General features: G+C 67.9%; 24 protein-coding genes. 11 read left to right on the top strand and 13 right to left on the bottom strand.

Going from position 1 to position 26,085, the window contains the following annotated elements; translation table 11 throughout:
• The first annotated feature begins 69 nt into the window (after positions 1-69).
• Positions 70-684, top strand: a complete 615-nt coding sequence (locus tag I7X18_RS29300; RefSeq protein WP_193045868.1) for a YqgE/AlgH family protein — start codon at positions 70-72, stop codon at positions 682-684.
• On the opposite strand, the gene I7X18_RS29295 is transcribed toward I7X18_RS29300, so the two are convergent.
• Together I7X18_RS29295 and I7X18_RS29290 are read right to left on the bottom strand one after the other, a co-directional pair.
• Positions 685-1,032, bottom strand: coding sequence for a hypothetical protein (locus I7X18_RS29295; RefSeq protein ID WP_193045315.1), 348 nt, complete (start codon positions 1,030-1,032; stop codon positions 685-687). It lies immediately after the preceding gene.
• A gap of 83 nt (positions 1,033-1,115) precedes the next feature.
• On the bottom strand, positions 1,116-2,009 hold the full coding sequence (locus I7X18_RS29290) for an LpqN/LpqT family lipoprotein (protein ID WP_193045316.1): 894 nt from the start codon (positions 2,007-2,009) through the stop codon (positions 1,116-1,118).
• Between the two features lie 219 nt (positions 2,010-2,228).
• On the opposite strand from I7X18_RS29290, the gene leuS reads away from it, so the two are divergent.
• Together leuS and I7X18_RS29280 are read left to right on the top strand one after the other, a co-directional pair.
• Positions 2,229-5,081 carry a leucine--tRNA ligase gene (gene leuS, locus I7X18_RS29285; protein ID WP_193045317.1) on the top strand — a complete coding sequence of 951 codons (2,853 nt, stop codon included), beginning with the start codon at positions 2,229-2,231 and terminating at the stop codon, positions 5,079-5,081.
• A gap of 97 nt (positions 5,082-5,178) precedes the next feature.
• Complete coding sequence (locus tag I7X18_RS29280) at positions 5,179-6,036, top strand: PDDEXK-like endonuclease domain-containing protein (protein ID WP_193045318.1); 858 nt, start codon at positions 5,179-5,181, stop codon at positions 6,034-6,036.
• A 40-nt stretch (positions 6,037-6,076) separates the two neighbouring features.
• Here I7X18_RS29280 and I7X18_RS29275 read toward each other — a convergent pair whose 3' ends face one another.
• On the bottom strand, positions 6,077-6,745 hold the full coding sequence (locus I7X18_RS29275) for an SDR family oxidoreductase (RefSeq protein WP_193045319.1): 669 nt from the start codon (positions 6,743-6,745) through the stop codon (positions 6,077-6,079).
• Between the two features lie 54 nt (positions 6,746-6,799).
• Between I7X18_RS29275 and ggh the strand changes: the two genes are divergently transcribed.
• Entirely contained in the window at positions 6,800-8,140 is a 1,341-nt protein-coding gene (ggh, locus tag I7X18_RS29270) for a glucosylglycerate hydrolase (RefSeq protein WP_193045320.1), read from the top strand.
• Between the two features lie 3 nt (positions 8,141-8,143).
• Here the strand turns inward: ggh and I7X18_RS29265 are convergent, their stop codons facing one another.
• The 10 genes from I7X18_RS29265 to I7X18_RS29220 all read right to left on the bottom strand — a co-directional run bounded on the left by I7X18_RS29265 (position 8,144) and on the right by I7X18_RS29220 (position 19,308).
• Positions 8,144-8,602: a MarR family winged helix-turn-helix transcriptional regulator gene (locus tag I7X18_RS29265; RefSeq protein ID WP_193045321.1), complete on the bottom strand. Its 459-nt coding sequence runs from the start codon at positions 8,600-8,602 to the stop codon at positions 8,144-8,146.
• A 54-nt stretch (positions 8,603-8,656) separates the two neighbouring features.
• Positions 8,657-9,394, bottom strand: coding sequence for an amino acid ABC transporter ATP-binding protein (locus I7X18_RS29260; RefSeq protein WP_193045322.1), 738 nt, complete (start codon positions 9,392-9,394; stop codon positions 8,657-8,659).
• The gene (locus I7X18_RS29255; protein WP_193045323.1) at positions 9,394-11,169 is read right to left on the bottom strand and encodes an ABC transporter substrate-binding protein/permease; all 1,776 of its coding nucleotides are present in this window, start codon (positions 11,167-11,169) and stop codon (positions 9,394-9,396) included. The genes I7X18_RS29260 and I7X18_RS29255 overlap by 1 nt, the downstream gene beginning before the upstream one ends.
• Positions 11,170-11,240: 71 nt before the next feature.
• Positions 11,241-12,038, bottom strand: a complete 798-nt coding sequence (locus tag I7X18_RS29250) for an LLM class F420-dependent oxidoreductase (protein ID WP_193045324.1) — start codon at positions 12,036-12,038, stop codon at positions 11,241-11,243.
• Between the two features lie 40 nt (positions 12,039-12,078).
• Positions 12,079-13,152: a hypothetical protein gene (locus I7X18_RS29245; RefSeq protein WP_193045325.1), complete on the bottom strand. Its 1,074-nt coding sequence runs from the start codon at positions 13,150-13,152 to the stop codon at positions 12,079-12,081.
• A gap of 26 nt (positions 13,153-13,178) precedes the next feature.
• A complete protein-coding gene (locus I7X18_RS29240) occupies positions 13,179-15,248 on the bottom strand; it encodes a PhoX family protein (protein ID WP_193045326.1) in 2,070 nt (689 codons plus the stop codon).
• 388 nt (positions 15,249-15,636) lie between these two features.
• Positions 15,637-16,527, bottom strand: a complete 891-nt coding sequence (locus tag I7X18_RS29235; protein ID WP_193045327.1) for an Rv0045c family esterase — start codon at positions 16,525-16,527, stop codon at positions 15,637-15,639.
• A gap of 81 nt (positions 16,528-16,608) precedes the next feature.
• Positions 16,609-17,688 (bottom strand): inositol-3-phosphate synthase, encoded by a 1,080-nt coding sequence (locus tag I7X18_RS29230; RefSeq protein WP_193045328.1) that lies wholly within the window; start codon positions 17,686-17,688, stop codon positions 16,609-16,611.
• Positions 17,689-17,758: 70 nt separating this feature from the next.
• Positions 17,759-18,304 (bottom strand): PadR family transcriptional regulator, encoded by a 546-nt coding sequence (locus tag I7X18_RS29225; RefSeq protein ID WP_193045869.1) that lies wholly within the window; start codon positions 18,302-18,304, stop codon positions 17,759-17,761.
• A gap of 125 nt (positions 18,305-18,429) precedes the next feature.
• Positions 18,430-19,308, bottom strand: a complete 879-nt coding sequence (locus tag I7X18_RS29220) for a DUF1707 SHOCT-like domain-containing protein (RefSeq protein ID WP_193045329.1) — start codon at positions 19,306-19,308, stop codon at positions 18,430-18,432.
• Positions 19,309-19,418: 110 nt separating this feature from the next.
• Here I7X18_RS29220 and I7X18_RS29215 point away from each other — a divergent pair, with 110 nt between their 5' ends.
• The 7 genes from I7X18_RS29215 (at position 19,419) to rplI (ending at position 25,859) form a co-directional block, all read left to right on the top strand.
• Positions 19,419-19,844 carry a DUF5318 domain-containing protein gene (locus tag I7X18_RS29215; RefSeq protein ID WP_134058881.1) on the top strand — a complete coding sequence of 142 codons (426 nt, stop codon included), beginning with the start codon at positions 19,419-19,421 and terminating at the stop codon, positions 19,842-19,844.
• Between the two features lie 154 nt (positions 19,845-19,998).
• Positions 19,999-22,395 (top strand): transglycosylase domain-containing protein, encoded by a 2,397-nt coding sequence (locus tag I7X18_RS29210; RefSeq protein WP_193045330.1) that lies wholly within the window; start codon positions 19,999-20,001, stop codon positions 22,393-22,395.
• A 29-nt stretch (positions 22,396-22,424) separates the two neighbouring features.
• Complete coding sequence (locus tag I7X18_RS29205; protein WP_193045331.1) at positions 22,425-24,038, top strand: glycosyltransferase family 87 protein; 1,614 nt, start codon at positions 22,425-22,427, stop codon at positions 24,036-24,038.
• A gap of 126 nt (positions 24,039-24,164) precedes the next feature.
• Complete coding sequence (gene rpsF / locus I7X18_RS29200; protein ID WP_059092393.1) at positions 24,165-24,455, top strand: 30S ribosomal protein S6; 291 nt, start codon at positions 24,165-24,167, stop codon at positions 24,453-24,455.
• Between the two features lie 77 nt (positions 24,456-24,532).
• The gene (locus I7X18_RS29195; RefSeq protein WP_193045332.1) at positions 24,533-25,060 is read left to right on the top strand and encodes a single-stranded DNA-binding protein; all 528 of its coding nucleotides are present in this window, start codon (positions 24,533-24,535) and stop codon (positions 25,058-25,060) included.
• Positions 25,061-25,110: 50 nt separating this feature from the next.
• The gene (gene rpsR / locus I7X18_RS29190) at positions 25,111-25,371 is read left to right on the top strand and encodes a 30S ribosomal protein S18 (RefSeq protein ID WP_193045333.1); all 261 of its coding nucleotides are present in this window, start codon (positions 25,111-25,113) and stop codon (positions 25,369-25,371) included.
• A 29-nt stretch (positions 25,372-25,400) separates the two neighbouring features.
• On the top strand, positions 25,401-25,859 hold the full coding sequence (rplI, locus tag I7X18_RS29185) for a 50S ribosomal protein L9 (RefSeq protein ID WP_193045334.1): 459 nt from the start codon (positions 25,401-25,403) through the stop codon (positions 25,857-25,859).
• Positions 25,860-26,085 lie beyond the last annotated feature (226 nt).

Below are 26,085 nucleotides of genomic sequence, written 5' to 3'. Positions count from 1 at the left end.
CGCATCCACAGTACAAATGTCGCGGCGGGCGCGGCTTGTCCACCACATCGGCAGCATGCCGGTGACATGATGGTGCACGTGGCGCAGTCAGAGGATCCGGAGGACTTCATCGCCCCCGCGGCTCAGCGGGTGCGGGCGGGGACACTGCTGCTGGCCAACACCGATCTGCTCGAGCCGACGTTTCGGCGCAGCGTCATCTACATCGTCGAGCACAACGACGGCGGAACGCTTGGCGTGGTGCTCAACCGGCCCAGCGAGACCGCGGTGTACAACGTGCTGCCGCAGTGGGCTCAGCTGGCCGCCAAACCGAAGACGATGTTCATCGGCGGGCCGGTGAAGCGGGACGCCGCGCTGTGCCTGGCCACGCTGCGGGCCGGGGTGGAGGCCGCCGGGGTGCCGGGTCTGCGGCACGTCCAGGGCCGCATGGTGATGGTCGACCTCGACGCGGATCCCGAATCGCTGGCGCCGGCGCTCGAAGGTGTGCGGATCTTCGCCGGATACTCCGGCTGGACCATCGGCCAACTCGAGGGCGAGATCGAGCGCGACGACTGGATTGTGTTGTCGGCGTTGCCGTCAGACGTGTTGTTCGAGTCGCGCGCGGATCTGTGGGCGCGGGTGTTGCGCCGCCAGCCGTTCCCGCTGTCGCTGTTGGCCACCCACCCGATCGACGTCAGCCGCAACTAGCTAACGGCAGGACAGCGCGCAGCTGGCGCACGCGCCTGCGCAGTCTGCGTCGACGGGCGCCGCGGCCTCGCTGCGTGCCACCACCTTCGCGCTCTGCCAGCAGCCCGCGGCCACCGTCGCGACGGCCCCGACGACGCAGGCGATCACCGCAAGCACACCTGTCTCGTGCGGAGCCGCGAGTGCCACCACGCCACCGGCCGCGAGCATCACCGCGGCCGCCAGCTGAGTGGGCGCCACCGTCCGCAGGATCTGCCGCCGGGGGTCGTCAGCGGGCCGGGTCAGCAGCCACAGCCCGAGGATTCCGACCGCAACGCCGGCACACAAGCAGAGCACCGCAGCGACGACCATGGGATACGAGTTTACGAGGCTGGGATCCTGGGCGTCCCCCGGGCGCGGGCTTCACCCGGGGGACGTCGTTTCAGGGCAGCGTCTCAGGGCAGCCCGAGCGGCTGCGGCAGTGCCGCCAATCCGGGTGCCGGCGGGGCCGCGGGCGCCGGCGGAGGCGGCGCAATCGGTGCCTGTGCTGTCGGTGAGGCCACCTTGAACCCGGTGACGATCGCGTCGGTGGCGTCCGCGGCGGGGACGACCTGGTCGACGGTGGTCGTCACCGCCAGCGACACCAGGTAGCGGTCGGGTCCGGAGGAGGCGATGACGTGGCGGCGTGAGGTGTTCAGCGTCATCGAGTTCTCGCGATAGGTGCCCTCGATCAGCGAGGACGGCATGCCGTTGTAGGGGGCCAGCGACGCATCGGTGGACCGCCACGCCGGCAGCATCTGACTGTCGATGAAGCCGTGGCTGATGGCCTCGTCGGGGTTGAAGTCGCCGGTCAGCTTGTACACCTTGAGCTGCGCGTTCGACGAATACAGGCCGTCACCGCCGACGCGGTCGGCGATCACCGCGAAGGCTTCGGGGACGTTCGGGTCGGGGATGTAGGCCCACCCCGGCGGCATCGGCAGTGTGATGTTGAGCGCTGTGAACCCGCGGGCTGCCTGAGGCGCCATGGTGACGCCCTTGGCCTTGAAGAACTCGGCGAGCGTTCCGGACGATGCGGGCAGGATGCTCGGCGTCGGGGCTGCGACGACGGCGGGTACGGTGCCCGCGCTGGGGCTGATCACCGCGCCGGTCAGACCGGGGGTGGCCACCGATTCCGGTACCGCGGCCGGGGCTGCGGCGGGGGCGACGGCGACCATGCCGGGACCGGGTGCGGGGGGTTGTGGGAAGAGGGGTTCTGCCGTGGCGGTCGCACCTGCGAAGCCGACCAGTCCGGCCACGCCCGCAGCCACACCTCCTGCCAGAACCCGCCAGTGACGGGCTTTCTCGATCATCGACGTAAGTCCTTCTCCCGTGGTGACGGGCAGTACGCCCGGATGTCAGGCGCCGACTGTATCCACGCACCGGACGCGGTCACCAGGGCTGGAACCGACCTGGGACCAAGCCCTGACTTCGCCGAAACGCAACCGATACCGAGACGTGTCCTCCCGGGGTGCGCGGGGCGGTCATGTGGGCCCGCGACTGCGTCCGAAGTCGCCTTATACCCTGGTGAGGTGACTGAAGCCCCGACTGCGCAGCCCGACCGGGCCGCTGACGCCGACACCCCGCAGCACCGTTACACCGCTGAGCTCGCCGGGGAGATCGAGCACGCGTGGCAGCAGACGTGGGCGGCCGATGGCACCTTCAACGTGCCCAACCCGGTCGGCGAGTTGGCCCCGCCGGACGGCTCGGTGCCCGCCGACAAGATGTTCGTCCAGGACATGTTCCCGTACCCGTCGGGTGAGGGCCTGCACGTGGGCCACCCCCTGGGCTACATCGCCACCGACGTCTACGCGCGCTACTACCGGATGACGGGCCGCAACGTGTTGCACGCGTTGGGTTTCGACGCGTTCGGCCTGCCCGCCGAGCAGTACGCGGTGCAGACCGGCACCCATCCGCGGACCCGCACCGAGGCCAATATCGTCAACTTCCGCCGCCAACTCGGCCGGCTGGGGTTGGGCCATGACACCCGGCGTAGCTTCTCGACCACCGACGTCGACTACTACACCTGGACGCAGTGGATCTTCCTGCAGATCTACAACGCCTGGTTCGACCGTGACGCCAAGAAGGCGCGGCCGATCGCGGAGTTGATCGGCGAGTTCGAGTCGGGGACCCGCGCGCTGGACGACGGCCGGCAGTGGTCGGACTTGAGCCCCGGCGAGCGTGCGGACGTCGTGGACTCGTATCGACTGGTCTACCGCGCCGATTCGATGGTCAACTGGTGTCCCGGGCTGGGCACGGTGCTCGCCAACGAGGAGGTCACCGCCGACGGGCGCAGTGACCGCGGCAACTTCCCGGTGTTCCGGAAACGGTTGCGGCAGTGGATGATGCGCATCACCGCCTACTCCGACCGCCTACTCGAGGATCTCGACCACCTCGACTGGCCGGACAAGGTCAAGGCGATGCAGCGCAACTGGATCGGCCGCTCGACCGGCGCCAGCGTGCTGTTCGGGACCGAAGCCGGCGACATCGAGGTGTTCACCACCCGTCCCGACACGCTCTTCGGCGCCACGTATCTGGTGCTGGCGCCCGAGCATCCGCTCGTCGAACAGTTGACGGCCCAGCAGTGGCCCGACGGTGTGGACGACCGCTGGACGTTCGGCGCGCCGAACCCGGGCGAGGCGGTGGCGGCCTACCGCGCGTCGATCGGTGCGAAGAGCGACCTGGAGCGGCAGGAGAACAAGACCAAGACCGGGGCGTTCCTCGGGTCGTACGCGGTGAATCCCGTGAACGGCGAACGTGTTCCGATCTTCATCGCCGACTATGTGCTGATCGGTTACGGGACCGGCGCGATCATGGCGGTGCCCAGCGGGGATCAGCGGGACTGGGAGTTCGCCACCGAATTCGGTCTGCCGATCGTGGAGGTGGTCGCCGGCGGCGACGTCTCGCAGGGGGCGTACTCCGGTGACGGGGTGCTGGTCAACTCCGACTATCTGGACGGGCTGAGCGTCGGCGAGGCCAAGTACGCGATCACCCGGCGCCTGGAGGCCGACGGCCGTGGCCGCGCGCGTGTCGAGTACAAGCTGCGCGACTGGCTGTTCGCGCGCCAGCGGTACTGGGGTGAGCCGTTCCCGATCGTCTACGACAGCGAAGGCCGCGCGCACCCGTTGCCGGAATCGGCGTTGCCGGTGGAATTGCCCGACGTTCCCGACTACTCGCCCGTGCTGTTCGATCCGGACGATGCCGACAGCGAACCGAATCCACCGCTGAACAAGGCCACCGACTGGGTGCACGTGGAACTGGATCTCGGCGACGGGCTGCAGACCTACACCCGCGACACCAACGTCATGCCGCAGTGGGCGGGCAGTTCCTGGTACGAGCTGCGCTACACCGACCCGCTGAACAAAGAAGCGTTGTGCGCCAAGGAGAACGAGGCGTACTGGATGGGCCCGCGTCCGGCCGAGCACGGCCCGGACGATCCCGGGGGAGTGGACCTCTACGTCGGTGGCGTCGAGCACGCCGTGCTGCACCTGCTGTATTCGCGGTTCTGGCACAAGGTGCTCTACGACCTGGGGCACGTGAGTTCGCGGGAGCCGTACCGGCGACTGGTCAACCAGGGCTACATCCAGGCGTTCGCCTACACGGATTCGCGCGGCTCGTACGTGCCGGCCGCCGAGGTGGTCGAACGGGACGGGAAGTTCTATTACGACGGCGCAGAGGTCAATCAGGAGTTCGGCAAGATCGGCAAGAGCCTGAAGAACTCGGTGTCGCCGGACGAGATCTGCGACCACTACGGCGCCGACACGCTGCGGGTCTACGAGATGTCGATGGGGCCGCTGGAGGCGTCGCGGCCGTGGGCCACCAAGGACGTCGTCGGCGCACACCGGTTCCTGCAGCGGGTGTGGCGGCTGGTGGTCGACGAGCAGACCGGTGCGGTGCGGATCGCCAACCACGAGGCGCTCGACGCCGACACGCTGCGGGTGTTGCACCGCACGGTGGCCGGAGTGGCGGAAGACTATGTGGCACTTCGCAACAACACCGCGGCGGCCAAGCTGATCGAGTACACCAACCACCTCACGAAGGAGGGGGTGACCGCGCGGGCGGCGATCGAACCGCTGGTACTGATGGTGGCGCCGCTGGCACCGCATCTGGCTGAGGAACTGTGGCGCCGGATGGGCAACGACACGTCGCTGGCGCACGGACCGTTCCCGGTGGCCGACCCGCAGTATCTGGTGACCGATACCGTCGAATACCCGGTGCAGGTCAACGGCAAGGTGCGCAGTCGCATCACGGTGGACGCCGATGCGGACAAGGGCACGCTCGAGGCGGCGGCGCTGGCGGACGAGAAGGTGCAGACGTTCCTGAACGGGGCGACCCCGAAGAAGGTGATCGTCGTCCCGGGCCGTTTGGTCAACCTCGTCCTCTAGTTGCGATTTCGGCGTGCTGGGTCGCGCTGGGCGCGACCGCGCACGCCGAAATCGCTCGGGTGGGAACCGTGCCCGGGTGGGTGACGTCCTTTGATATGTGCTGGCGGAATTTCTGCGACGACATGACGGTGTCGTCACCCTCGAGCAGGCACGGCGCGCCGGTTTGGACAAGCACGCCGTCGACCGAAAAGTCCGTTCGGGCGAGTGGCGTCGGTGCTGGCGTGGCGTGTACTTCGTCGACGATAGGCCGTTCACCGACGCCGCCCGGGTGCGGGCACTCGTCTGGAGTTACGGGCCCGACGCCGCGGGTAGCGCGCTAACGGCCGCCTGGTGGCACGGCTTCTCAATGTTCTGTCCGAAGATCGTCGATGTCACAGTGCCCCGCAACAGCAACGGGCGTGTGCATCCCGGTTCACGGGTTCGCCGACGCGATCTCGCCGGCGACGACGTCGCAGTGAGCCGCGGTCTGCGCATGACGGCAGCTCCGCTGACGGTCATCGAAGCCGCGGTTCGAATCCGCGGCGGCGCCAAGATCGTGGACCGGGCGCTGCAGAACAACACCGAACTCCGCGAACTCTGGCGCGCACATCTGCGTAACAAGGGTCGGTACGGCTCACCCGCAGCGCGAATCCTGTTGCAGGCCGCGGACAGCGGTGCGCACTCCGAGGCGGAGCGGCTCTTCATCCGGCTCCTCGAACAGGCCGGTATCACCGGATGGCGGACGAACTACCCGATCGGTGGCTACTTCGTCGACGTGGCGTTCCTCGCCGCCAAGGTGGCTGTCGAGATCGACGGCCTCGCGTTTCACAGCGAGTCCGAAGACTTCCACCACGACCGGGTCAGACAGAACGCCATCACGCTACTGGGCTGGCAGGTGCTCAGGTTCACCTGGCTGGACCTCACCGAATATCCCGATCGAGTAATCGCCACCCTGCGCACCGCGATTTCGGCGTGAGCAGTCGCGCTCAGCGCGACCCAGCACGCCCAAATCACCACTACCGCGGGCGGATGATGACCTCGTGGATGTGCGCGCCCGGCGGCGCGTTCACCGCGTCCGCCGTCACCCGGGCGACCGTCTCGGCGCTGAGGAAGTCGGCGGGGTTGTAGTCGCGGCCCTCGTACGCCCGCAGGTCCTGCTGCATCTCCGTCGCGATCCGCCCGGGGTGCACGGACGTGACCCGCAGTCCGGCCTCGTCGTTGCGCAGTGAGTCCGCGAATGAGCGCAGCGCGAACTTGCTCGCCGAATACGATGCCAGCCCGGGCGAGGCGTTGATCCCCGACCCGGAGTTGATGAACACCACCTGACCGTCCGCGGCGGCCCGCAGCGCCGGCAGTAGCGCCAGCGTGAGCGCCACGGCGCCGATCACGTTGACGTTCATCGTGGCCCGCCACTCGTCGACGGTCGACTCCGCCACGCGGGCCGGATACGCGACGCCGGCGTTGTGGATGAGCACGTCGAGTTCGACGATCGGTTCGACGGCGACCGGGATCGCGTCGACATCGTCGAAGTCGATGTCCCAGGTGGTGGCGCCGAGCCGGTTCGCGACGTCGTCGAGTTGCGCCGACGGCCGACCCGCCAGGAACAGCGTGTGGGTGGGCGCCAGGGCCGTGGCGATGGCCGCCCCGAGGCCGCGTGAGGCGCCTGTGATCATCGCGGTCGGCATGTCGCCAACCCTACCGACCTGCGCTCGGCGCTCAGCCGTCGCATGATTGGACGGATGCCACACGATCCCAGCTTCGCGCCCACGCAACTCGCGGCCCGCGCCGCATACCTCCTGCGCGGCAACGACCTGGGTGCGATGACGACCGCGGCGCCGCTGCTGTACCCGCACATGTGGAGTTGGGATGCGGCGTTCGTGGCGATCGGCCTGGCGCCGTTGAGCGTGGAGCGGGCCGTCGTCGAACTCGACACACTGCTGTCGGCCCAGTGGCGCAACGGCATGATCCCGCACATCGTCTTCGCCAACGGTGTCGACGGGTACTTCCCCGGTCCGGCGCGGTGGGCCTGCTCGGCACTGGCCACCGATGCGCCGCGAACCCGGCACACGTCGGGGATCACGCAGCCCCCCGTGCACGCGATCGCGGTGCAGCGCATCCTCGACCACGCGCGCACCCGGGGTCGTTCGACGCGTGCGGTGGCGGAGTCGTTCCTGGACCGCCGGTGGGGCGATCTGGTGCGCTGGCACCGCTGGCTGGCCGAATGCCGGGACCAGAACGGTCATGGCCGCATCACGCTCTACCACGGCTGGGAGTCCGGTATGGACAACTCCCCGCGGTGGGATGCGGCCTACGCCAAGGTGATTCCGGGCCTGGTGCCGGAGTATCAGCGCGAGGACAACAAGATCAACACCGACGCCACCCAGCGGCCGTCCGACCATGAATACGACCGGTATCTGTGGCTGCTCGAGGAGATGAAATCCGCCCGCTACGACGACCAACTGCTGCCGAAGGCGATGAGCTTCGCCGTCGAGGACGTGTTCGTCTCGGCGATCTTCTCGGTGGCCTGTCAGGTGCTCGCCGAGATCGGCGAGGACTACAAGCGCCCGCACGCAGACGTGCGTGATCTGTACTCGTGGGCCGAGCGGTTCCGCACCGGCGTCATCGAGACGACGGACCAACGGACCGGTGCGGCAAGGGATTTCGATCTCCGCGCGGACAAGTGGGTGGCCACCGAGACCGTCGCCCAGTTCGCTCCGCTGCTGTGTGGCGGGCTGCCGCACAACCGGGAGCGGGCGCTGCTGCGGCTGTTGGAGGGTCCGCGATTCTGCGGGCACCCCGACCTGAGGTACGCCTGCATCCCGTCGACGTCACCGGTGTCCCGCGAGTTCCGGGCACGGGAGTACTGGCGCGGGCCGGTATGGCCGGTGATGACGTGGCTGTTCGCGTGGTGTTTCGCGCGGCGCGGGTGGGCCGAACGCGCCCGGGTGCTGCGGCACGAGGGCTTGCGGCAGGCCAGCGACGGCACGTTCGCGGAGTACTACGAACCGTTCACCGGGGAACCGCTGGGAAGTATGCAGCAGTCGTGGACCGCCGCAGCGGTGCTGGACTGGCTCGGATAGCGCCTAGTCTCGGTGCTGTTCGGCGAGGCGCTCCAGCGGCGCCAACGCCTTGGCCATCGTGTCGAGCTCCTCTTCGCTGAGCTTCGCCAGCAGCGTGGCGAGGTGCGCACGTCGGGTGGCGAGCGCTTCCCGGTGCTGAACCAGACCCTCCGGCGTGACCTCGACGAGCACCGCCCGCAGATCCGAGGGGTCGCGGGAGCGTTTGACCAACCCGATCTTCTCGAGTCGACGGATCGCGACGGTCGTGGTGGGGGTGCGGACGCGCTCGTGGGCGGCCAGCTCGGTCATCCGGATGGGGCCGCAATCCAGCAACGTCAGCAGGATGGACAGCTGGGCCAGCGTCAGGTCGCCGCCCTCGGTGCCCCGGTTGACGTCGCCGCGGCGCAGGACGGAGAACAGCTTTGACAGCACGCGCTGGAGCTCACCTGCGAGCTCCGTGACCTGCGGCTGGGTCTCCACCATAGTTCGCCAGTCTAACGTGTCCGGGCCTGCCGTAATGCTTTTGGACGTTAATTTTCATAGGACCTGCGAGAGGAATCGCTGTAAGCGTTCGGTCTGCGCCGCATCGAAGATCTGCTGGGGCGGTCCGGACTCGACGACCTGCCCCTGATCCATGAACACCACGGAGTCGGCCGTCGACCGGGCGAAGCCCATCTCGTGGGTGACCACCACCATGGTCATCCCGTCGGCGGCCAGTTCGGCCATCAGCGCGAGGATGCCCTTGACCAGTTCGGGGTCGAGCGCCGAGGTGGCCTCGTCGAAGAACATCACTTGCGGTGACATCGCCAGCGCGCGGGCGATGGCGACGCGCTGCTGCTGGCCACCGGACAGCGTGCCTGGCCGGACGTCGGCCTTCTGGCGCAGCCCGACGCGGTCGAGCTGGGCCAGGCCGAGTTCCCGGGCCTGGTCGGCGGGCAGCCGCTTGAGCCGGCGCGGCGCCAGCGTGACGTTGTCGAGCACGCTGCGGTGCGGGAAGAGGTTGAACTGCTGGAACACCATCCCGATGCGTTGGCGGAGCTGGTCGGGGTTGTCCTGGAGGACCGACCGCCCGTCGAGCAGGATGTCACCGCGGTCGGGTTCGTAGAGCCGGTTCAGCGTCCGCAGCAGGGTCGACTTTCCCGAGCCCGACGGCCCGATCACCGCCGCGGTCGACCCCGCCGGCACGTCGATGTCCACGCCGCGAAGCACCTTGTTGGGCCCGAATGCGACGTGAATGTCGGTGGCCGCCAACGACACCGGTTCGAGGTCGGCCATCAGATCATCTCCTGTGTCGCCGCCGGTTGCAGCGTGGGCGGATCCTCTTCGGTGGGCCGTCGCCCTCGGCGCAGCCGGGCGTCGACGTAGTTCACCAGGTGGGTCAGCGGAATGGTCAGCACGAGGTAGAACAGGCCCGCGGCGACGAGCGGGGAGAGGCTGCCGGTCTGGGCGTTGAGGTCGCGGCCGACCTGGAACAGTTCGCGCTGGTTGGCGATCAACCCGAGGAAGTACACCAGCGACGACGCCTTGAGCAGCGAGATGAACTGGTTCATCAACGCCGGCAGCACGCGCCGCACACCTTGGGGGATCACCACCAGCCGCATCGACGACGAGTAGCTGAAGCCCAGTGCGCGTGACGCTTCGAGCTGTCCGGGCTCGACACTCTGGATGCCGGACCGGAAGATCTCGCCGATGTAGGCCGCGGCCATCAACCCGAGCGCCGCGATGCCGAGCGGGAAGGGGTTGTTGCCGGTCAGCCCGCCGACGATGGGTCCGACGCCGAGGCCGATCAGCAGGATGATCACCACTTCGGGCAGGCCTCGGAAGATGTCGGTGTACACCCGGGCCGGCCAGCGCAGCAGCCGCGACCGGGAGATGCCGGCGACCGCCAGCGCCATGCCCAGCACCAGGCCGATCACCGCGGCGCTGACCGTGAGGATCAGCGTGTTGGGCAGCCCGGTCTTGAGCAGGTCCGGGATGGCCTGCCGGTAGAGCTCCCAGTTCAGGAACGAGTCCGACAGCTGCCTCAGAGTCGACTTGGGCGCGGCCGGGCCGACGTCGGTTTCCTGCTGCTCGGCCGCGATCGCATCGAAGTCGGGCAGCTGCGGTGCGGGCGCCGCCTTCGAGCCGGGTTTCCACCCCGGCGGCAGCGCGCGCGGCAGCCAGTCCGAGTACAGCCGCGCCCACGTCCCGTCGGCGATCACCGCATCCAGCCCGGAGTTCAGCGCGTCGATCAGCGGCTGGTTCTCCTTGGCGACGGCATAGGCGATGAAGTTGTCGAGGCTGAACGTGTTCTCGACGATCTCGGCGGGGTCGCCGGCCTGCACGGTGCCTTCGGCCTGCGCCGACGGCGCCACCCACGCGTCGATCTGCCCGGTTTTGAGGCTGGCGTAGACGGTGTTGTAGTCGGGGAAGATCACCGGCTGCAGGCGCAGCGTGTCGACGACGTAGGCCTCCTGCACGGTGCCCTGGACGACGCCGATGCGCTGTCCGGGGCCGAGTTGCCCGAATCCGTCGATCGGCGAGCCGCTGGGCACGACCAGCGAGAAGTACCCGAAGTCGTAGCCGTTGGTGAACCCGACGGTGCGCCGGCGCGCGTCGGTGGTGGTGATCGACGACGAGCCGACGTCGAACCGCCGGGAGGCGGTCTGGGCGAGCAGCCCGGAGAACTCGGTGCCGACGAAGTTGACCCGCAGGCCGAGTTCGTCGGCGATGGCGCGCAGTAACTCGTTGTCGAATCCGGTGAACTGGCCGGCGGAGTCGATGCAGATGCTGGGCGGCGCGTCCGACAGCGTCCCGACGGTGAGCACACCGGGCGTGCCGAGCCCCAGCGCGCCGACGTCGATGCTGTCCAGCGGCCGCACCGTCTCCGTGGTGTACCGGTCGGCTTCCGGACCCTGCGCGGCTGCCGCGAGGTTGGTGGGCAGCGCGCTGGCGCTCTCGATGCCCGGCGGCGCGCACTGGTCGCCCTGCGCGGCGGCCGGGGCGGCGCAACACAGCGTCGCCACCATCAGCATCGTCGTGATCAGTGCCGCGATCCGTCCGACCTTCATGGGTGTTGACCTAACCACCGCCACCGGGGGGACGACGACTTCGGGGGTCGCGATGGCGGGCCGCGCCGGGGCTACCGGCTGTCTCTCCAGCGGCACAGCGCCTCGGCGGCCGACAGGTCGTAGTCGGGCCCGTTGACGCCGACGGTGAGGAGGCTGACCCCGAGACCCACGAGCGCGTCGGCTTCGGCGAGCATGGCCTCCTCGCTGCCCTCCGGCACACCCGACGAGCGTTCGACCGCCGACGGGTCGCGGCCGACGTCGGCGCAGTGCCGGTCGAGCACCTCGGCCTTGCCGGGATAGGTGGCGCGGTCGGTGAAGCCGTGCCAGATGTCGGCGTACTCGGCGACCAGGCGCAGCGTTTTCTTCTCACCCTGCCCACCGATCAGGATCGGGATGTCGCGCGTCGGTGCCGGATTCAGCTTCGCCAGCCGGGACTTGATCCGGGGCAGGGCCCGCGCCAGGTCGTCGAGACGGCTTCCGGCCGTGCCGAATTCGTAGCCGTACTCGTCGTAGTCCTTCTGCTTCCAACCTGAGCCGATGCCGAGGATCAGCCGGCCCTCGCTGATGTGGTCCACCGTGCGGGCCATATCGGCCAGCAGCTCCGGATTGCGATATGAGTTGCAGGTGACCAGCGCGCCGATCTCGATGCGCGAGGTCTGCTCGGCCCAGGCGGCCAGCATGGTCCAGCATTCGTAGTGGGCGCCGTCCGGATCGCCGTACAGCGGAAAGAAGTGGTCCCAGTTGAAGGCGACGTCGACGCCGATGTCCTCACAGCGGCGCACCGCGTCGCGGATGTGGCGGTATTCCGGGGAGTGCTGGGGCTGCAGCTGGACGCCGATGCGGACAGGGCGTGTTGCGGGGGAAGTCACGCAAGCCACGGTAGCCCGCTGCTGATCGGGACGCCCGGACTCAGCCGAAGCGCACCTGAATGCGGTGGTCCTCATCGGTGACGTAGAACGTCTGCCCGTCCTCGACCGCGAGGCCCTCGACGTTGCGCAGGCCGGGGAAGTCCCGGATCATCTCGGCCGGCGCGCCGGTGTCGCGGTGCTCGGCCGGAAGCGTGAAACGCCAATGCGAGCAGTGCTCCAGGGCGCCCTCGGGATGGTCCTCCAGCAGGACCGAACCCTTGTCGGTCGCGTCGATCGAGCCGATGATCGCGTCGTAGGTGTCATCGCCCGAGTGCGTGAGGGCGCGAAAGCCGACCAGTGCGCCGGGCGGCGATACGCCGCTCAGCTCCCACACGTGCTCGACGGTCGGCCACGTCTCCTCGGCCTCGAACATGGCGGGCACGCCGGACAGCTCGACGAGGATCGGCTCGCCCTCGGCGGTGGTGGGAAACCGCAACGCCAGCAGCAGGTTTCCGTTGGGGCGGAAGGCGGCACCCTCGATGTTGATCGGCACGTCCCGCTCGGTCAGCCGGTCGGCCCAGGTCTTGCTGCGTTGGGTGCCGCGCTCGATGGTGCGCGCGATGAAACGGGTACGCACGCTGTCCCCGGGCGTGATCGCGACGACCCGGGAAGCGTCCAGTGCATCGTTGACCAGCCGGTGCAGGCGAAACTGGTTGCGGCGGATCTCGATCGGAAGCTCCGCCTCGGGCACCCTGCGGTCGATCGACTGCTCGTCGAAGCGAGCGATGAAGCCACGCTTGGCCTGCAGCGGCCCTGCTTTGGATCCGTAGTGCGAGCCGACCACGTAGATCCACCCGTCGTACCGCGCGACCGCCTCGGCGTCCTCGGTCCGACCTTTCTCCCCACCGGCGACAGCCGGCAACGGGTAGATCTCCCAGCCGCTGTCAGGCGCCGCCCCGCGGGCATGGCCGAGTACCGCGATGGAATCCTCCACCGAACCCTCGTCGAGGACGGTCCAGAACCCGAGATCCCAGCCGTGCGCGTCCAGCAGCGCCTCGTTGTCGACGTGGACCAGGTCGGAGGCCTCGTTGCCCGCGTGGGCGAGATCCACAGTGGTAAGCCCCGGCGATGTCACCCGGCGATGCTAGCGGGTGCGGCCGTTCAGACGCCGATCTGCCCGTCGCCCTTCCACACCATCACGACCGATGGCCGCGCCGTCCCGTTGCCGCCTTCGGGCCACCGTGACACCGGGTCGTCGATGCTGTTGTCGTCGTTCTCTCCTGGATGCTGCACGCACACCGTCACGAAGTCGTCGGTCACCACCGGCCCGCACGTCTCCGCGCCGATCGGCACGGTCAGGAATTGCTTTGTCTCGCCGCGGCTCTCGCCGTCGAGCGCGACGGCGAACAGCCCGTCGTTGGAGTCCAGCGCGTTGCCGTCGGTGGAGATCCACAGGTTGCCGTGGCTGTCGAACGCGAGGTTGTCCGGACACGAGATCGGGCTGACCTTCGTCTTGTCGAAGCCCGCGTAGTAGGTGTCGGCGGCGGCGGGGTCTCCGCACACCAGCAGCAGGTCCCAGGTGAAGTCGGTGCCGGCGTGGTTGTCGGTGATCTCCAGGATCTGCCCGCTCTTGTTGTCGTTGCGCGGGTTGGCCGCGTCGACTCCCTGCTCGCCCGGCGCGCCGCGTTCGTCGTTGTTGGTCAGCGCGACGTAGATCTTGCCGGTCTTCGGGTGGGCTTCCACATCCTCGGGACGGTCCATCTTGGTGGCGCCGGCCTTGTCGGCGGCCATCCGGGTGAACACGGCGACCTCCTGTGCGGTGATGCCGCCGACCAACGACTCGGCCTGCCCGCTCGGCCCGGACTTCAGCAACGGCAGCCAGGTGCCGGTGCCGCTGAACGCCCCCTTCTTCGGCAGCGTGCCCGAGCCGTCGATCTCGTTGGCCGGGATGTCGCTGGAGAGCTTCGCGACGTACAACGTTCCCTCGTCGAGGATGGTCGTGTTGTGCGCGATGGCGGCGGCATCGCGACCCGGCCGGATCTTCTTGCTGGAGACGAACTTGTACAGGTAGTCGAAACGCTCGTCGTCCCCGGTGTAGGCGACGACGGTGCCGTCGCCGGTGACGTGGATGTTGGCGCCTTCGTGTTTGAGCCGCCCCAGCGCGCTGTGTTTGATGGGCGTGGAGTTCGGGTCCCACGGATTGAGTTCGACGACGTAGCCGAACCGGTTCACCTCGTTGGGTGTCGAGGTGACATCGAAACGGGGATCGAAGGTCTCCCACTTGAGTTCCGTGGGTTCCAGGGCGACGCCGTAGCGGTCCTGCCGGTCGGCGACCACCGGGGGAGGCGGAGGCGAACCTTCGGCGGTGCCGAAGTAGCTGTGAAAATTCTCCTCACCGGAAAGCACTGTGCCCCAGGGGGTCATGCCGCCGGCGCAGTTGGCGAAGGTGCCCGCGACAGTCCGCCCGTCTGGGTCGGCCGCGGTCTTGACGAAGTCCGTGCCCGCCGCGGGACCGGTCAGGGTGAACGGGGTGTCGGCGGTGATCCGCCGGTTGTAGCGCCCCATCACCGGCTTGAGTCCCTGCGGCGTGCGCTCGACCTCGACGACGCCCATCCCGACGGCGGCGATCTCGATGTCGAACTGTTCACGGGTCGGAGCGTCGGCGTCGTACCCGGCGAACATGAATTGAGGTGTGACGTACTCGAAATTGGTGACGAGCAGGAAGTGGTCGGGTTGACCGTCTATGGGCAGCAGCGCGGCGAAGTCGTTGTTGAAGCCGAACTGGCCGCGTTGCGCGGCGCCGCTCTGCCGGGTGACGTCGAACTTCGGCGCGTCGGGCAGGACGGGGTCACCCCAGCTGATCACGACGGCCTGCTGGTACCCGTCGGGGATGACGACGGCGTCCGCGCTGTTGGGCGCCACGGCGGTGAACTTCATGCCGGGTCGTGGTTCGAGCGGCGCGGCCTCGGATGGGCTCGCGGCCGGGGGAGTGTCGTTGCCGCCACAGGCGGCAAGCATCGATCCGGCGCCGACAGCCAGCACTGTCACTCCGGTGGCCTGCAGGATCGAGCGGCGGTTCACTTGTTTGACGATGTCGCCGAAGTACTCGTTGTCGCTGGTGTTGGGAACCGGCTTCGAACAGGCATCGCCGCACTTGTAGCGGCAGGTGATGTGTTGCCGCTTCGACTTTCCATCGTGGGCGACAAAGAGATTCAACGGCACTAGCGCCATGACCGGCTGGGTCCTTCCGTCCTCACGGCCGCGGGGCTGCGCGACCGAACGCGCGAAAACCTACGGGAGCCCGGCGAGCAGCAGGCGATGAACAGGTGAACACCCGGTTGACGAATCGATCGGAATCGTGCGAATTGAATGAATTTGCTGCGCGGACGGGGGGGAGAGCTCGACGTCGTCGAGCGCATCGGCGTCGGAGGCCGCGGGGCCTTCCGAGTCGACGGATGCGGCAACCGACGCCGACCGGGACGAAGACGACGACGCTGACGGGATGCCCGGCAGCTCGATGCATCACCTGGACGATGCGACGTTCACGGGCGAGAACGACAAGGTGATGAACGCCCAGGCGGGCCGGGGATTGCGCGCCCCGATGAACCGCAACGTCTAGTCAGCGGTCCAGCACTTCGCGCAGGATCTCGACCAGCGCCTGCGGTTGATCGCCCTGCACGGAGTGCCCCGAGTTCTCGACCACGTGGGTGCGCTGAAAACCCGGGGCGCCCTTGGCGAATGCGTCGGCGTCCTCGTCATTGACGAAGAACGACTTCGCGCCGCGCACCAGCGTGGTGGGCATGGTGATGGCGGGGACGTCGTCCCACAGCCCTTCGAATCCGTCGCCCTTGCGGAACGAGTCGTAGCGCCACGTCCAGGTGCCGTCGTCCAGCCGTTTCGAATTGTGGAACACGCCGCGGCGCAACGATTTCCGGTCACGGTGCGGGGAGGCGGCCACCGTCACGTCGAGCATCGCCTCGAACGACGGGAAGGTGCGGTCACCCTGCACCAGCGCGACCGCACCCAATTGGGCCTTGGTCATCTGCTCGTGGCGTTCGGGGGCCGACGGCGTGACGTCGACGAGCACCAGCTCGGGCACCAGCGCCGGTTCGGTGGCCGCGATACGCAGTGCGGTCAACCCGCCCAGCGACATTCCGACAACCAATCGGGGCCGCGGCGCCCACTCACGCAGCACCGGGCGCAGCGTCTCGGCGTTGAGCTTGGGACCGTAGTCGCCGTCCTCCCGCCAGGCCGAGCGGCCGTGGCCGGGCAGGTCGACCGCCAGCGCGGGCACGCCGAGGCCGAGAATGACGGTGTCCCACGTGTGGGCGTTCTGCCCGCCGCCGTGCAGGAACACCACTTGCGGTGCGTCGTCGTCCCACTTGATGGCGCTGACCGGGCCTGCGTCGATGCGCGTGACCGGCGGTATCGACGTGACGCCGATCTGCTCGGCGTTCTCGGGCAAGAGAGCGAACTCGTCTACGTTGAGCAGTTCCGCATCGGTGATCACCGCCCCTTTATACGACGAAACTGCGGTGAGATCGCCCGTTGCTCGGGAATCGCGATCTCACCGCAGTTTCGGCGAAAAAACTCAGCCTTCGATGAAGGTTTCCAGCTGCGTGCGGGCGATGTCGTCCGGCAGCTGCTGCGGCGGGCTCTTCATCAGGTACGCCGAGGCGGCGACGACGGGGCCACCGACGCCGCGGTCCTTGGCGATCTTTGCCGCGCGCACCGCGTCGATGATGACGCCGGCGCTGTTCGGCGAATCCCACACCTCGAGTTTGTACTCCAGGTTCAGCGGCACGTCACCGAAGGCGCGGCCTTCGAGGCGGACGTAGGCCCACTTGCGGTCGTCGAGCCAGCCGACGTGATCGGACGGGCCGATGTGGACGTCCTTGGTGTTGAACTCGCGCTGCAGGTTCGACGTGACGGCCTGGGTCTTGGAGATCTTCTTCGACTCCAGGCGTGAGCGCTCGAGCATGTTGAGGAAGTCCATGTTGCCGCCGACGTTGAGCTGCATGGTGCGGTCGAGCTGCACGCCGCGGTCTTCGAAGAGCTTGGCCATCACGCGGTGGGTGATGGTGGCGCCGACCTGGCTCTTGATGTCGTCGCCGACGATCGGCACACCGGCATCCTCGAACTTCTTGGCCCACACCGGATCGCTGGCGATGAACACCGGCAGCGCGTTGACGAACGCCACACCGGCGTCGATCGCGCACTGCGCGTAGAACTTGTCGGCCTCCTCGGACCCCACCGGCAGGTAGGACACCATGACGTCGACGTTCGCGTCCTTGAGCACCTTCACCACGTCGGCGGCCTCGGCGTCGGACACCTCGATGGTGTCGGCGTAGTACTTGCCGATGCCGTCGAGGGTCGGACCGCGCTGCACGACCACGTCGGTCGGCGGGACGTCCGCGATCTTGATGGTGTTGTTCTCCGACGCGAAGATCGCCTCGGACAGGTCGAAGCCGACCTTCTTGGCGTCGACGTCGAATGCGGCGACGAACTTCACGTCGCGCACGTGGTAGGGCCCGAAACGAACGTGCATCAGACCGGGCACGGTCGCATTCTCGTCAGCGTCCTTGTAATACTGCACGCCCTGTACAAGCGAGGACGCGCAGTTTCCGACGCCGACAATGGCGACCCGGATGTCTCCTGCGTGCTCAGTCATGGCCGTTCTCTCCCTCTCCTACTGAAATTCGGTAGTGCTGTCCCTGGTCGCCCGGGTTCAAGGCTGTTTCTCACGAGTTGTCCGGACTTCCCTGCCCGAGACGTTCCGCCGCGATGAGTTCGTTGAGCCATTTCACTTCGCGCTCACTGGACTCCAACCCGAGCTGATGCAGCTGCCGGGTGTATCGGTCGAACGAGGTGCTGGCTCGCGCGACTGCTTCACGCAGACCTTCGCGACGTTCCTCCACCTGACGACGGCGACCCTCGAGGATCCGCATCCTGGCCTCGGCCGGAGTGCGGTTGAAGAAGGCGAGGTGGACACCGAATCCGTCGTCGGAGTAGTTCTGCGGACCGGTGTCCGCCACGAGCTCCGCGAAGCGTTGCTTGCCGGCATCGGTGAGTTGGTAGACCCGCCGCGCTCGTCGGCGCGCGACGGCGCCTGCCGGTGCCGCGTCTTCGACGATCAGCCCGTCGATCTGCATGCGGCGCAGTGCCGGGTACAGCGAACCGTATGAGAACGCGCGGAATGCACCCAGCAGTCCGGTCAGGCGTTTGCGCAGTTCATAGCCGTGCATCGGCGATTCGAGCAGCAGACCCAGGATGGCGAGTTCCAGCACCGGGAACCACCTCCTCATTTCTGCATCGCCGCTACGACGCACCGACACCTCGCAGAATAGTATCGCGCCGATATATATGGCGCTACATCGGGAACCCCGGTCCGTCGTTGTGCGCCCGCGGGAGGTCAGTTGCTGGGCGGCCAGATCGCCTTGGTGGTGCCGTCGGGGTACAGCTCAATACGGCCGCTGCCGAAGTCGCTGTTGACGACGATCTCCAGGGTGACGAGGTCGGGAGTCGCGGGGTCGGTGGACGGCCCGATCCGCAGCCAGGAGTCGGTGACGTCGGCGCGGTTCATCCCGAGGGTGTCGGGCGCTCCGCGCATCACCGCGAGCGTCTTCTCGTAGTCGAACCTCGCTAGGTCGACCAGCCGGTCGTCGCTGCTCAGGCTGGTCGGCGAACCCCAGGGGTCACCCCACCCGCCGCGGTAGTCGTAGTTCTGTTGACGGCGGTTGTCCGCGGGGTCCGGCCGGTCCAGCGACGCGTAGTCGGCGCGGATGTCCAGTTCGTAGCCCATGGTGCTGCCGAAGCGCTGCCGCATCTGCTCGAAGAGTCCGTTGAGCCCGTTGAGGGACTGCAACTGCCGCGGCGGGGTCAGCACCTTGGCCTGGATGCCGTCGGACTTGGCGCCCGGGTCGCTCTGGAAATCCAACGGTGAGCTGGTATTGCCGTAGAGGCCCCAGCCGATGCACACGCCCAGCACGACGAGCACCGCTGCCATCGCCACCTTGACGCCCCAGCCGGCCTGCGGGGAGATGCGGCGCCGCTTCGGCCTGCTCAGATCGGGCAGCGTCACCGGCGCGTTCGCGGTCTGCAGGTCCGAGACCAGCGCCTGCAGGTCGCCCAGCGTCGCGGCGTGGGTGGCGGCCTTGACGCGCTCGCCGTGCTCGGCCATCGAGAGCTGCCCCTCGCTGAGCGCGGTGTCGAGCACCTGGCAGATGTCATTGCGGTCGCTGTCCTTGGCCCGGGTTCCCGTCGTCGGCCGCCCTGAGCTGCTCACTGCCACGCCAGGATCGTAAGAGTTCGAGGGGCAACGCCGCAGACCAGACGCGGAAAAGGTGATCACGTGCGGCGTCTGACGCTCGGTGCGCAAAGGGCCGACGTACTCTGGTCTGCGTGCGATTGCAGAGACAGGTGGTGGACTACGCGCTGCGGCGCCGGTCCCTGCTGGCTGAGGTCTATTCGGGGCGCACCGGCGTCTCGGAGGTCTGCGACGCGAATCCCTACCTCCTGCGTGCCGCGAAGTTCCACGGCAAGCAGAGCTCGGTGATGTGCCCGATCTGCCGCAAGGAGCAGCTCACGCTGGTGTCGTGGGTGTTTGGGGACCATCTGGGCCCGGTGTCCGGGTCAGCGCGAACCGCCGAGGAGCTGGTTCTGCTGGCCACCAAGTTCGACGAGTTCTCCGTACATGTGGTGGAGGTATGCCGAACCTGTGAATGGAATCACCTGGTGAAGTCGTATGTGCTCGGCGCGGTGCGGCCGCCCAAGGCCCCGCGCGGTACCCGGCCGGCGCGCAAGAGCGCGCGTACGGCGAGTGAATAGCGAAGGGCGCCACGAACGGTCGGCCGGCGATGTCCGTAGGGGACATGCTGCTGACGGTGTCGGTGCGCCGCCTCCAGGATCCGACCGTGCAGCATCCGATAGGGGCCCCCGGCACGCGGACCGCGGTCGTCCACCGCGCCCCGGTGAGAGGCCGGTGCGCCGGCCACCGGAACCGTCTCCCCGCAACCGTCCGCCGAGGGCGCCCGATGACGGGCGGACCGCGATACTCCCGCAGTTCCGCGACGAACCCCCCGCGCACCTGCGCGACCCCATCGACGTGGTCAAGGCCGCGCTCGACGGCACCCCTCCGCAGAAGCCCCCGCCGCCACGCGGACCCGGTGGCGGAGGACCGTCGGGCCCGCCGCCGGGAAGGCGCCCGCACTGGCGCGAGCAGATCAACTGGAAGTGGGTCCGGCGCGGACTGATCGCCGCCGCGGCCGTGCTGATCGTGCTGCCGCTGGTGACGTTCGGTATGGCCTACATGATCGTCGATGTGCCCAACCCGGGCGACATCCGGACGAACCAGGTGTCGACGATCCTCGCCGGCGACGGCAGTGAGATCGCGAAGATCGTTCCGCCGGAAGGCAATCGCGTCGACGTCGACATCGACCAGATCCCGGTGCACGTGCGGGACGCGGTGATGGCCGCCGAGGACCGCGACTTCTACTCCAACCCCGGCTTCTCGCTCACCGGCTTCGCCCGCGCGTTCAAGAACAACCTGTTCGGCGGCGACATCCAGGGTGGGTCGACGATCACGCAGCAATACGTGAAGAACGCGCTCGTCGGTTCGGAGCGGGGCGGGCTGGGAGGCCTGACCCGAAAGGCCAAGGAGCTGGTCATCTCGACGAAGATGTCCAGCGAGTGGTCCAAAGACCAGGTGCTGCAGTCGTATCTGAACATCATCTACTTCGGGCGCGGCGCCTACGGCGTGGCCGCGGCGTCGAAGGCGTACTTCAACAAACCGGTCGAAGAACTCACCGTCTCCGAGGGTGCACTGTTGGCGGCGCTCATCCAGCGCCCGTCCGCCCTCGATCCGGCCGTCGACCCGGAGGGTGCCGCGGAGCGGTGGACCTGGGTGCTCGACGGGATGGTCGACATCGGCGCGCTGTCGGAGGCCGACCGCGCGGCGCAGGTGTTCCCGCCGACCGTCGCGCCGGATGAGGCGCAGAACCAGAATCAGACGACGGGCCCCAACGGCCTCATCGAACGTCAGGTCCAGCGTGAGCTGCTCGAGTTGTTCAACATCAGCGAGCAGCAACTCAACACCGAGGGTCTGCAGATCACCACCACCATCGACCCGAAGGCGCAGCGCGCGGCCGAGGAGGCCGTCGCGGAGTACCTCGACGGCCAGGACCCCGACATGCGCACCGCGGTGGTGTCGATCGATCCGAGGACCGGCGGGGTCAGGGCCTACTACGGCGGCTCGGACGCCAACGGGTTCGACTTCGCTCAGGCCGGTCTGCCGACGGGGTCGTCGTTCAAGGTGTTCGCGCTCGTCGCCGCGCTGCAGCAGGGCATCGGCCTGGGGTTCCAGGTCGACAGCTCACCGCTGGAGGTCGACGGCATCAAGATCGGCAACGTCGAGGGCAACAGCTGCGGCACCTGCAACATCGCCGAGGCGCTGAAGCGCTCGCTGAACACCAGCTACTACCGCCTGATGCTCGAGCTGAACAACGGTCCGCAGGATGTGGCCGACGCCGCGCATCAGGCCGGGATCGCCGAGAGTTTTCCCGGTGTGGACCACACACTGAGCGAGGACGGTAAGGGCGGCCCGCCCAACAACGGAGTCGTGCTGGGGCAGTACCAGTCCCGGGTGATCGACATGGCCTCGGCGTACGCGACGCTGGCCGCGTCCGGCCTCTATCACAAACCGCATTTCGTCCAGAAGGTCGTCAACTCCCAGGGCGACGTGCTGTTCGACGCCACCCAGGAGGACAACAGCGGCGAGCAGCGCATCGACAAGACCGTGGCGGACAACGTCACCTCCGCGATGCAGCCGATCGCGGCGTACTCGAACGGTCACGCGCTGGACGGCGGACGGCCCTCGGCGGCCAAGACGGGCACCAACCAGCTCGGTGACACCGGCGCCAACCGCGACGCGTGGATGGTCGGGTTCACCCCGTCGCTGTCCACCGCGGTGTGGGTCGGCACGGTCGACGGCACCAAACCGCTCGAGAACAAGTGGGGCTCCCCGGTGTACGGGTCGGGTCTGCCGTCGGACATCTGGAAGGCCACGATGGACGGCGCGCTCGACGGCACCGACGAGGAGTCGTTCCCGAAGCCGGAAGAGATCGGTGGCTACGCGGGTGTGCCGCAGGCGCCGCGGCCGACGGCCACCTCGACCTTGGTGCCCACTCCGACCGAGACGGTCATCCAGCCGACACTCGAAGTCGCGCCGGGCATCACGATTCCGCTCGGCCCGCCGACGACGGTGCCGGTGGGCCCGCCACCACCGGTCGGCGCGCCGGTGCCTGCACCCGTTGTTCCCGTGCAGCCGCAGCCGGTCGTCCCGGGCGCACCCGTACCGCCGGGTCCGCCGCCGCCTCCGTGACGGAGCCCGAGGAGCCGCAGCGTGGGTGGGTGTCGCCGGCGCCGCCGGCGCAGGACCGACGCAGCGTCGACGACCGCGATCTCCCCAGCCGCACTGATCGCATCGGGGCGGCACTCGCCGACACCATCGGCGGGTCCGTCGGGCGGCACGCCCTGATCGGCAGGCAGCGCGTCATGACTCCGCTGCGGGTCATGCTCGTCCTCGCCGTCGTGTTCCTGGCGCTGGGCTATTCGACGAAGGCCGCCTGCCTGCAGACCACCGGCACGGGATCGGCGGATCAGCGGGTGGCCAACTGGGAGAACAACCGCGCCTACTACGAGCTCTGCTACTCCGACACCGTGCCGCTCTACACCGCGGAACTGTTGAACCAGGGCAAGTTCCCGTACAAGTCGAGCTGGATCGAAACCGACAGTAGCGGTGAGCCGCGGATCACCTACGACGGCGAGACCGCCGTGCGGTACATGGAGTATCCGGTGCTGACCGGGCTGTATCAGTACGTGTCGATGGCGTTGGCGAAGACCTATTCGGCGGTCACCCGGGCGGTGTCGGTGCCGGTGGTCGCCGAGGTGGTGATGTTCTTCAACATCGCGGCCTTCGGTCTGGCGTTGGCGTGGCTGGCGACCGTGTGGGCGACGGCGATGCTGGCCGGCCGCCGGGTGTGGGATGCCGCGCTGGTCGCCGCGTCGCCGCTGGTGATCTTCCAGATCTTCACCAACTTCGACGCGCTGGCAACGGCATTCGCGGTCGGCGCGATGCTCGCCTGGGCGCGGCGAAGACCCGTGCTGGCCGGTGCGCTGATCGGCCTGGGCGTGGCGGCGAAGCTGTTCCCGGTGCTGCTGCTGGTTCCGCTGGTGCTGTTGGCGGTGCGGACGGGACGGCTGCGTGAGGTGGCGAAGACGGCGGCCACGGCACTCGCCGCCTGGCTGGTGGTCAACCTGCCGATCATGGCGTTGTTCCCGCGCGGGTGGTCGGAGTTCTTCCGGCTCAACACCCGTCGCGGCGACGACATGGACTCGCTGTACAACGTCGTCAAGTCGTTCACCGGGTGGCGTGGGTTCGACACCGACCTCGGTTTCTGGCAGCCCCCGACCATCCTCAACACGGTCACCGCGGTGCTGTTCGCCTCGTGCTGTATCGCGATCGGGTTCATCGCGTTGACGGCCCGGCAGCGGCCGCGGGTGGCGCAGCTGGCATTCCTGGTGGTGGCGGCGTTCCTGTTGACGAACAAGGTGTGGAGCCCGCAGTTCTCGCTGTGGCTGGTTCCGCTGGCGGTGCTGGCACTGCCGCATCGCCGAATCCTGTTGGTGTGGATGACGATCGACGCGCTGGTGTGGGTGCCCCGGATGCTCTACCTCTACGGCGAAGCCAATCGCGGACTGCCCGAGCAGTGGTTCACCGCGACGGTGCTGCTGCGCGATATCGCGGTGATCGTGCTGTGCGCTTTGGTGATTCGCCAGATCTATCGCCCGGAGCTGGATCTCGTCCGGTGGGGCGGCCGGGTCGACGATCCCGCGGGCGGCGTCTTCGACGGGGCGCCCGACGATCCGCCGCGCTGGCTGCCCGACTGGTTGCGGCCGCCGGATCGGCGGATCCGGGTCAGCGCGGCGCCGGCCCAGGAGCAACAGCCGGCCGAAGTCAGGTGACCTGCGAGCGGATTTCCCAGCTCAGCCCTTGTTCCTGTAGCCTGGGCCGGTTGCCGACGCAGGCGACCCTCCTGCCACGGGAACCCCCGTGGCCGCACTACGACCATAGGAGGTGATGAGGTTCTAATGCGTCCATACGAAATCATGGTCATCCTCGACCCCACACTTGACGAGCGCACCGTAGCTCCCTCGCTGGAGACGTTCCTGAACGTCATCCGCAAGGACGGCGGAAGTGTCGACAAGGTCGACATCTGGGGCCGCCGGCGGCTGGCGTACGAGATCGCCAAGCATGCCGAAGGCATCTACGCGGTGATCGACGTGAAAGCCGAGCCCGCCACGGTGACTGAGCTCGACCGTCAGCTCAGCCTGAACGAGTCGGTGCTGCGCACCAAGGTCATGCGGACCGACAAGCACTGATCACCGAACGGCTGTCGGGTGTCCTACGCCTTGCGTAGGCTCGCGCCCAATATGCCGTCCATCTCAGGAGGACCCCAGTGGCTGGTGACACCACCATCACCGTCGTCGGAAACTTGACGGCCGATCCGGAATTGCGGTTCACACCGTCCGGCGCGGCTGTCGCCAACTTCACCGTGGCGTCGACTCCGCGGATCTTCGACCGCCAGAGCGGGGAGTGGAAGGACGGCGAAGCGCTGTTCTTACGCTGCAACATCTGGCGCGAGGCCGCCGAGAACGTGGCCGAAAGCCTGACCCGAGGGTCTCGGGTGATCGTGACCGGGCGGCTCAAGCAGCGGTCCTTCGAAACCCGCGAGGGCGAGAAGCGCACCGTCATGGAGGTCGAGGTCGAGGAGATCGGTCCGTCGCTGAAATATGCGACCGCCAAGGTCAACAAGGCCAGCCGCGGAGGCGGCGGTGGCGGTGGCTTCGGCGGCGGTGGCGGCGGGGGATCCCGCGGCAGCGGCAGCGGCAGCGGTGGTGGCCAGGCGGCCCCGGCCGAGGACCCGTGGGGCAGTGCCCCGGCGTCGGGGTCCTTCAACGGCGCCGATGACGAGCCCCCCTTCTGAGTGGCTTCCTGAAGCACTCCCACGAGCAATACTGAGAAAGAGATAGCGATATGGCCAAGTCCAATAAGCGGCGGCCGGCACCGGAAAAGCCGGTCAAGACCCGCAAGTGCGTGTTCTGCTCCAAGAAGGGCAAGGGCACCATCATCGATTACAAGGACACCGCACTGCTGCGCACCTACATCAGCGAGCGCGGCAAGATCCGCGCCCGCCGGGTGACCGGCAACTGCGTCCAGCACCAGCGTGACATCGCGGTTGCGGTGAAGAACTCCCGCGAGGTGGCTCTGCTGCCGTTCGGTTCGTCCACGCGGTAGTCCGCCACCGGAAACGAAAGATCAACGAGATGAAACTGATTCTTACCGCTGACGTGGATCACCTGGGCGAGCCCGGTGACACCGTGGAAGTCAAAGACGGCTACGGCCGCAACTACCTGCTGCCGCGCGGATTGGCGATCGTCGCCAGCCGCGGTGCCCAGCGCCAGGCGGATGACATCCGTCGTGCCCGCGAGACCAAGACGGTTCGCGGCGTGGAGCATGCCAACGAGATCAAGGCCGCCATCGAGGCGCTCGACAGTGTCGAGCTCGCGGTGAACGCCTCGGCCGACACCGGCAAGCTGTTCGGCTCGGTCACCTCGACCGATGTGGTCGCCGCAATCAAGAAGGCCGGCGGTCCGAACCTCGAGAAGCGGACCGTTCAGCTGCCGAAGGCGCACATCAAGAGCCTCGGTGCGCACTCGGTGAAGGTGCGGCTGCACCCGGGTGTGGAGACCTCGGTGTCGCTGAACGTCGTCGCCGAAGCCTGACGCCAGCGTCAATACGCCCGGGTGGGAACCGTGTCGGTTCTCACCCGGGCGTTGCTGTGTTGTCTGGCGAACATCGCGTGATGTTGCTTCACTAGCGAAGGTAATCCGCTGTTAACCTGCGGGGTCCTCCGGCGCCACTCAACACGCCCGAGAAGTCAACCCGACACGACACGCCGAAGAAGTTTCTATCCACAACGATTAATCGGCGCTATGGTGCGCGTATCTG

Origin of the sequence: Mycolicibacterium baixiangningiae (assembly GCF_016313185.1) — a bacterium.
Taxonomy (GTDB): Bacteria; Actinomycetota; Actinomycetes; order Mycobacteriales; family Mycobacteriaceae; genus Mycobacterium; species Mycobacterium baixiangningiae.
The sequence above is the reverse complement of the archived record's forward strand: the minus strand, read 5'-3'. Positions and strand labels throughout refer to the sequence as shown.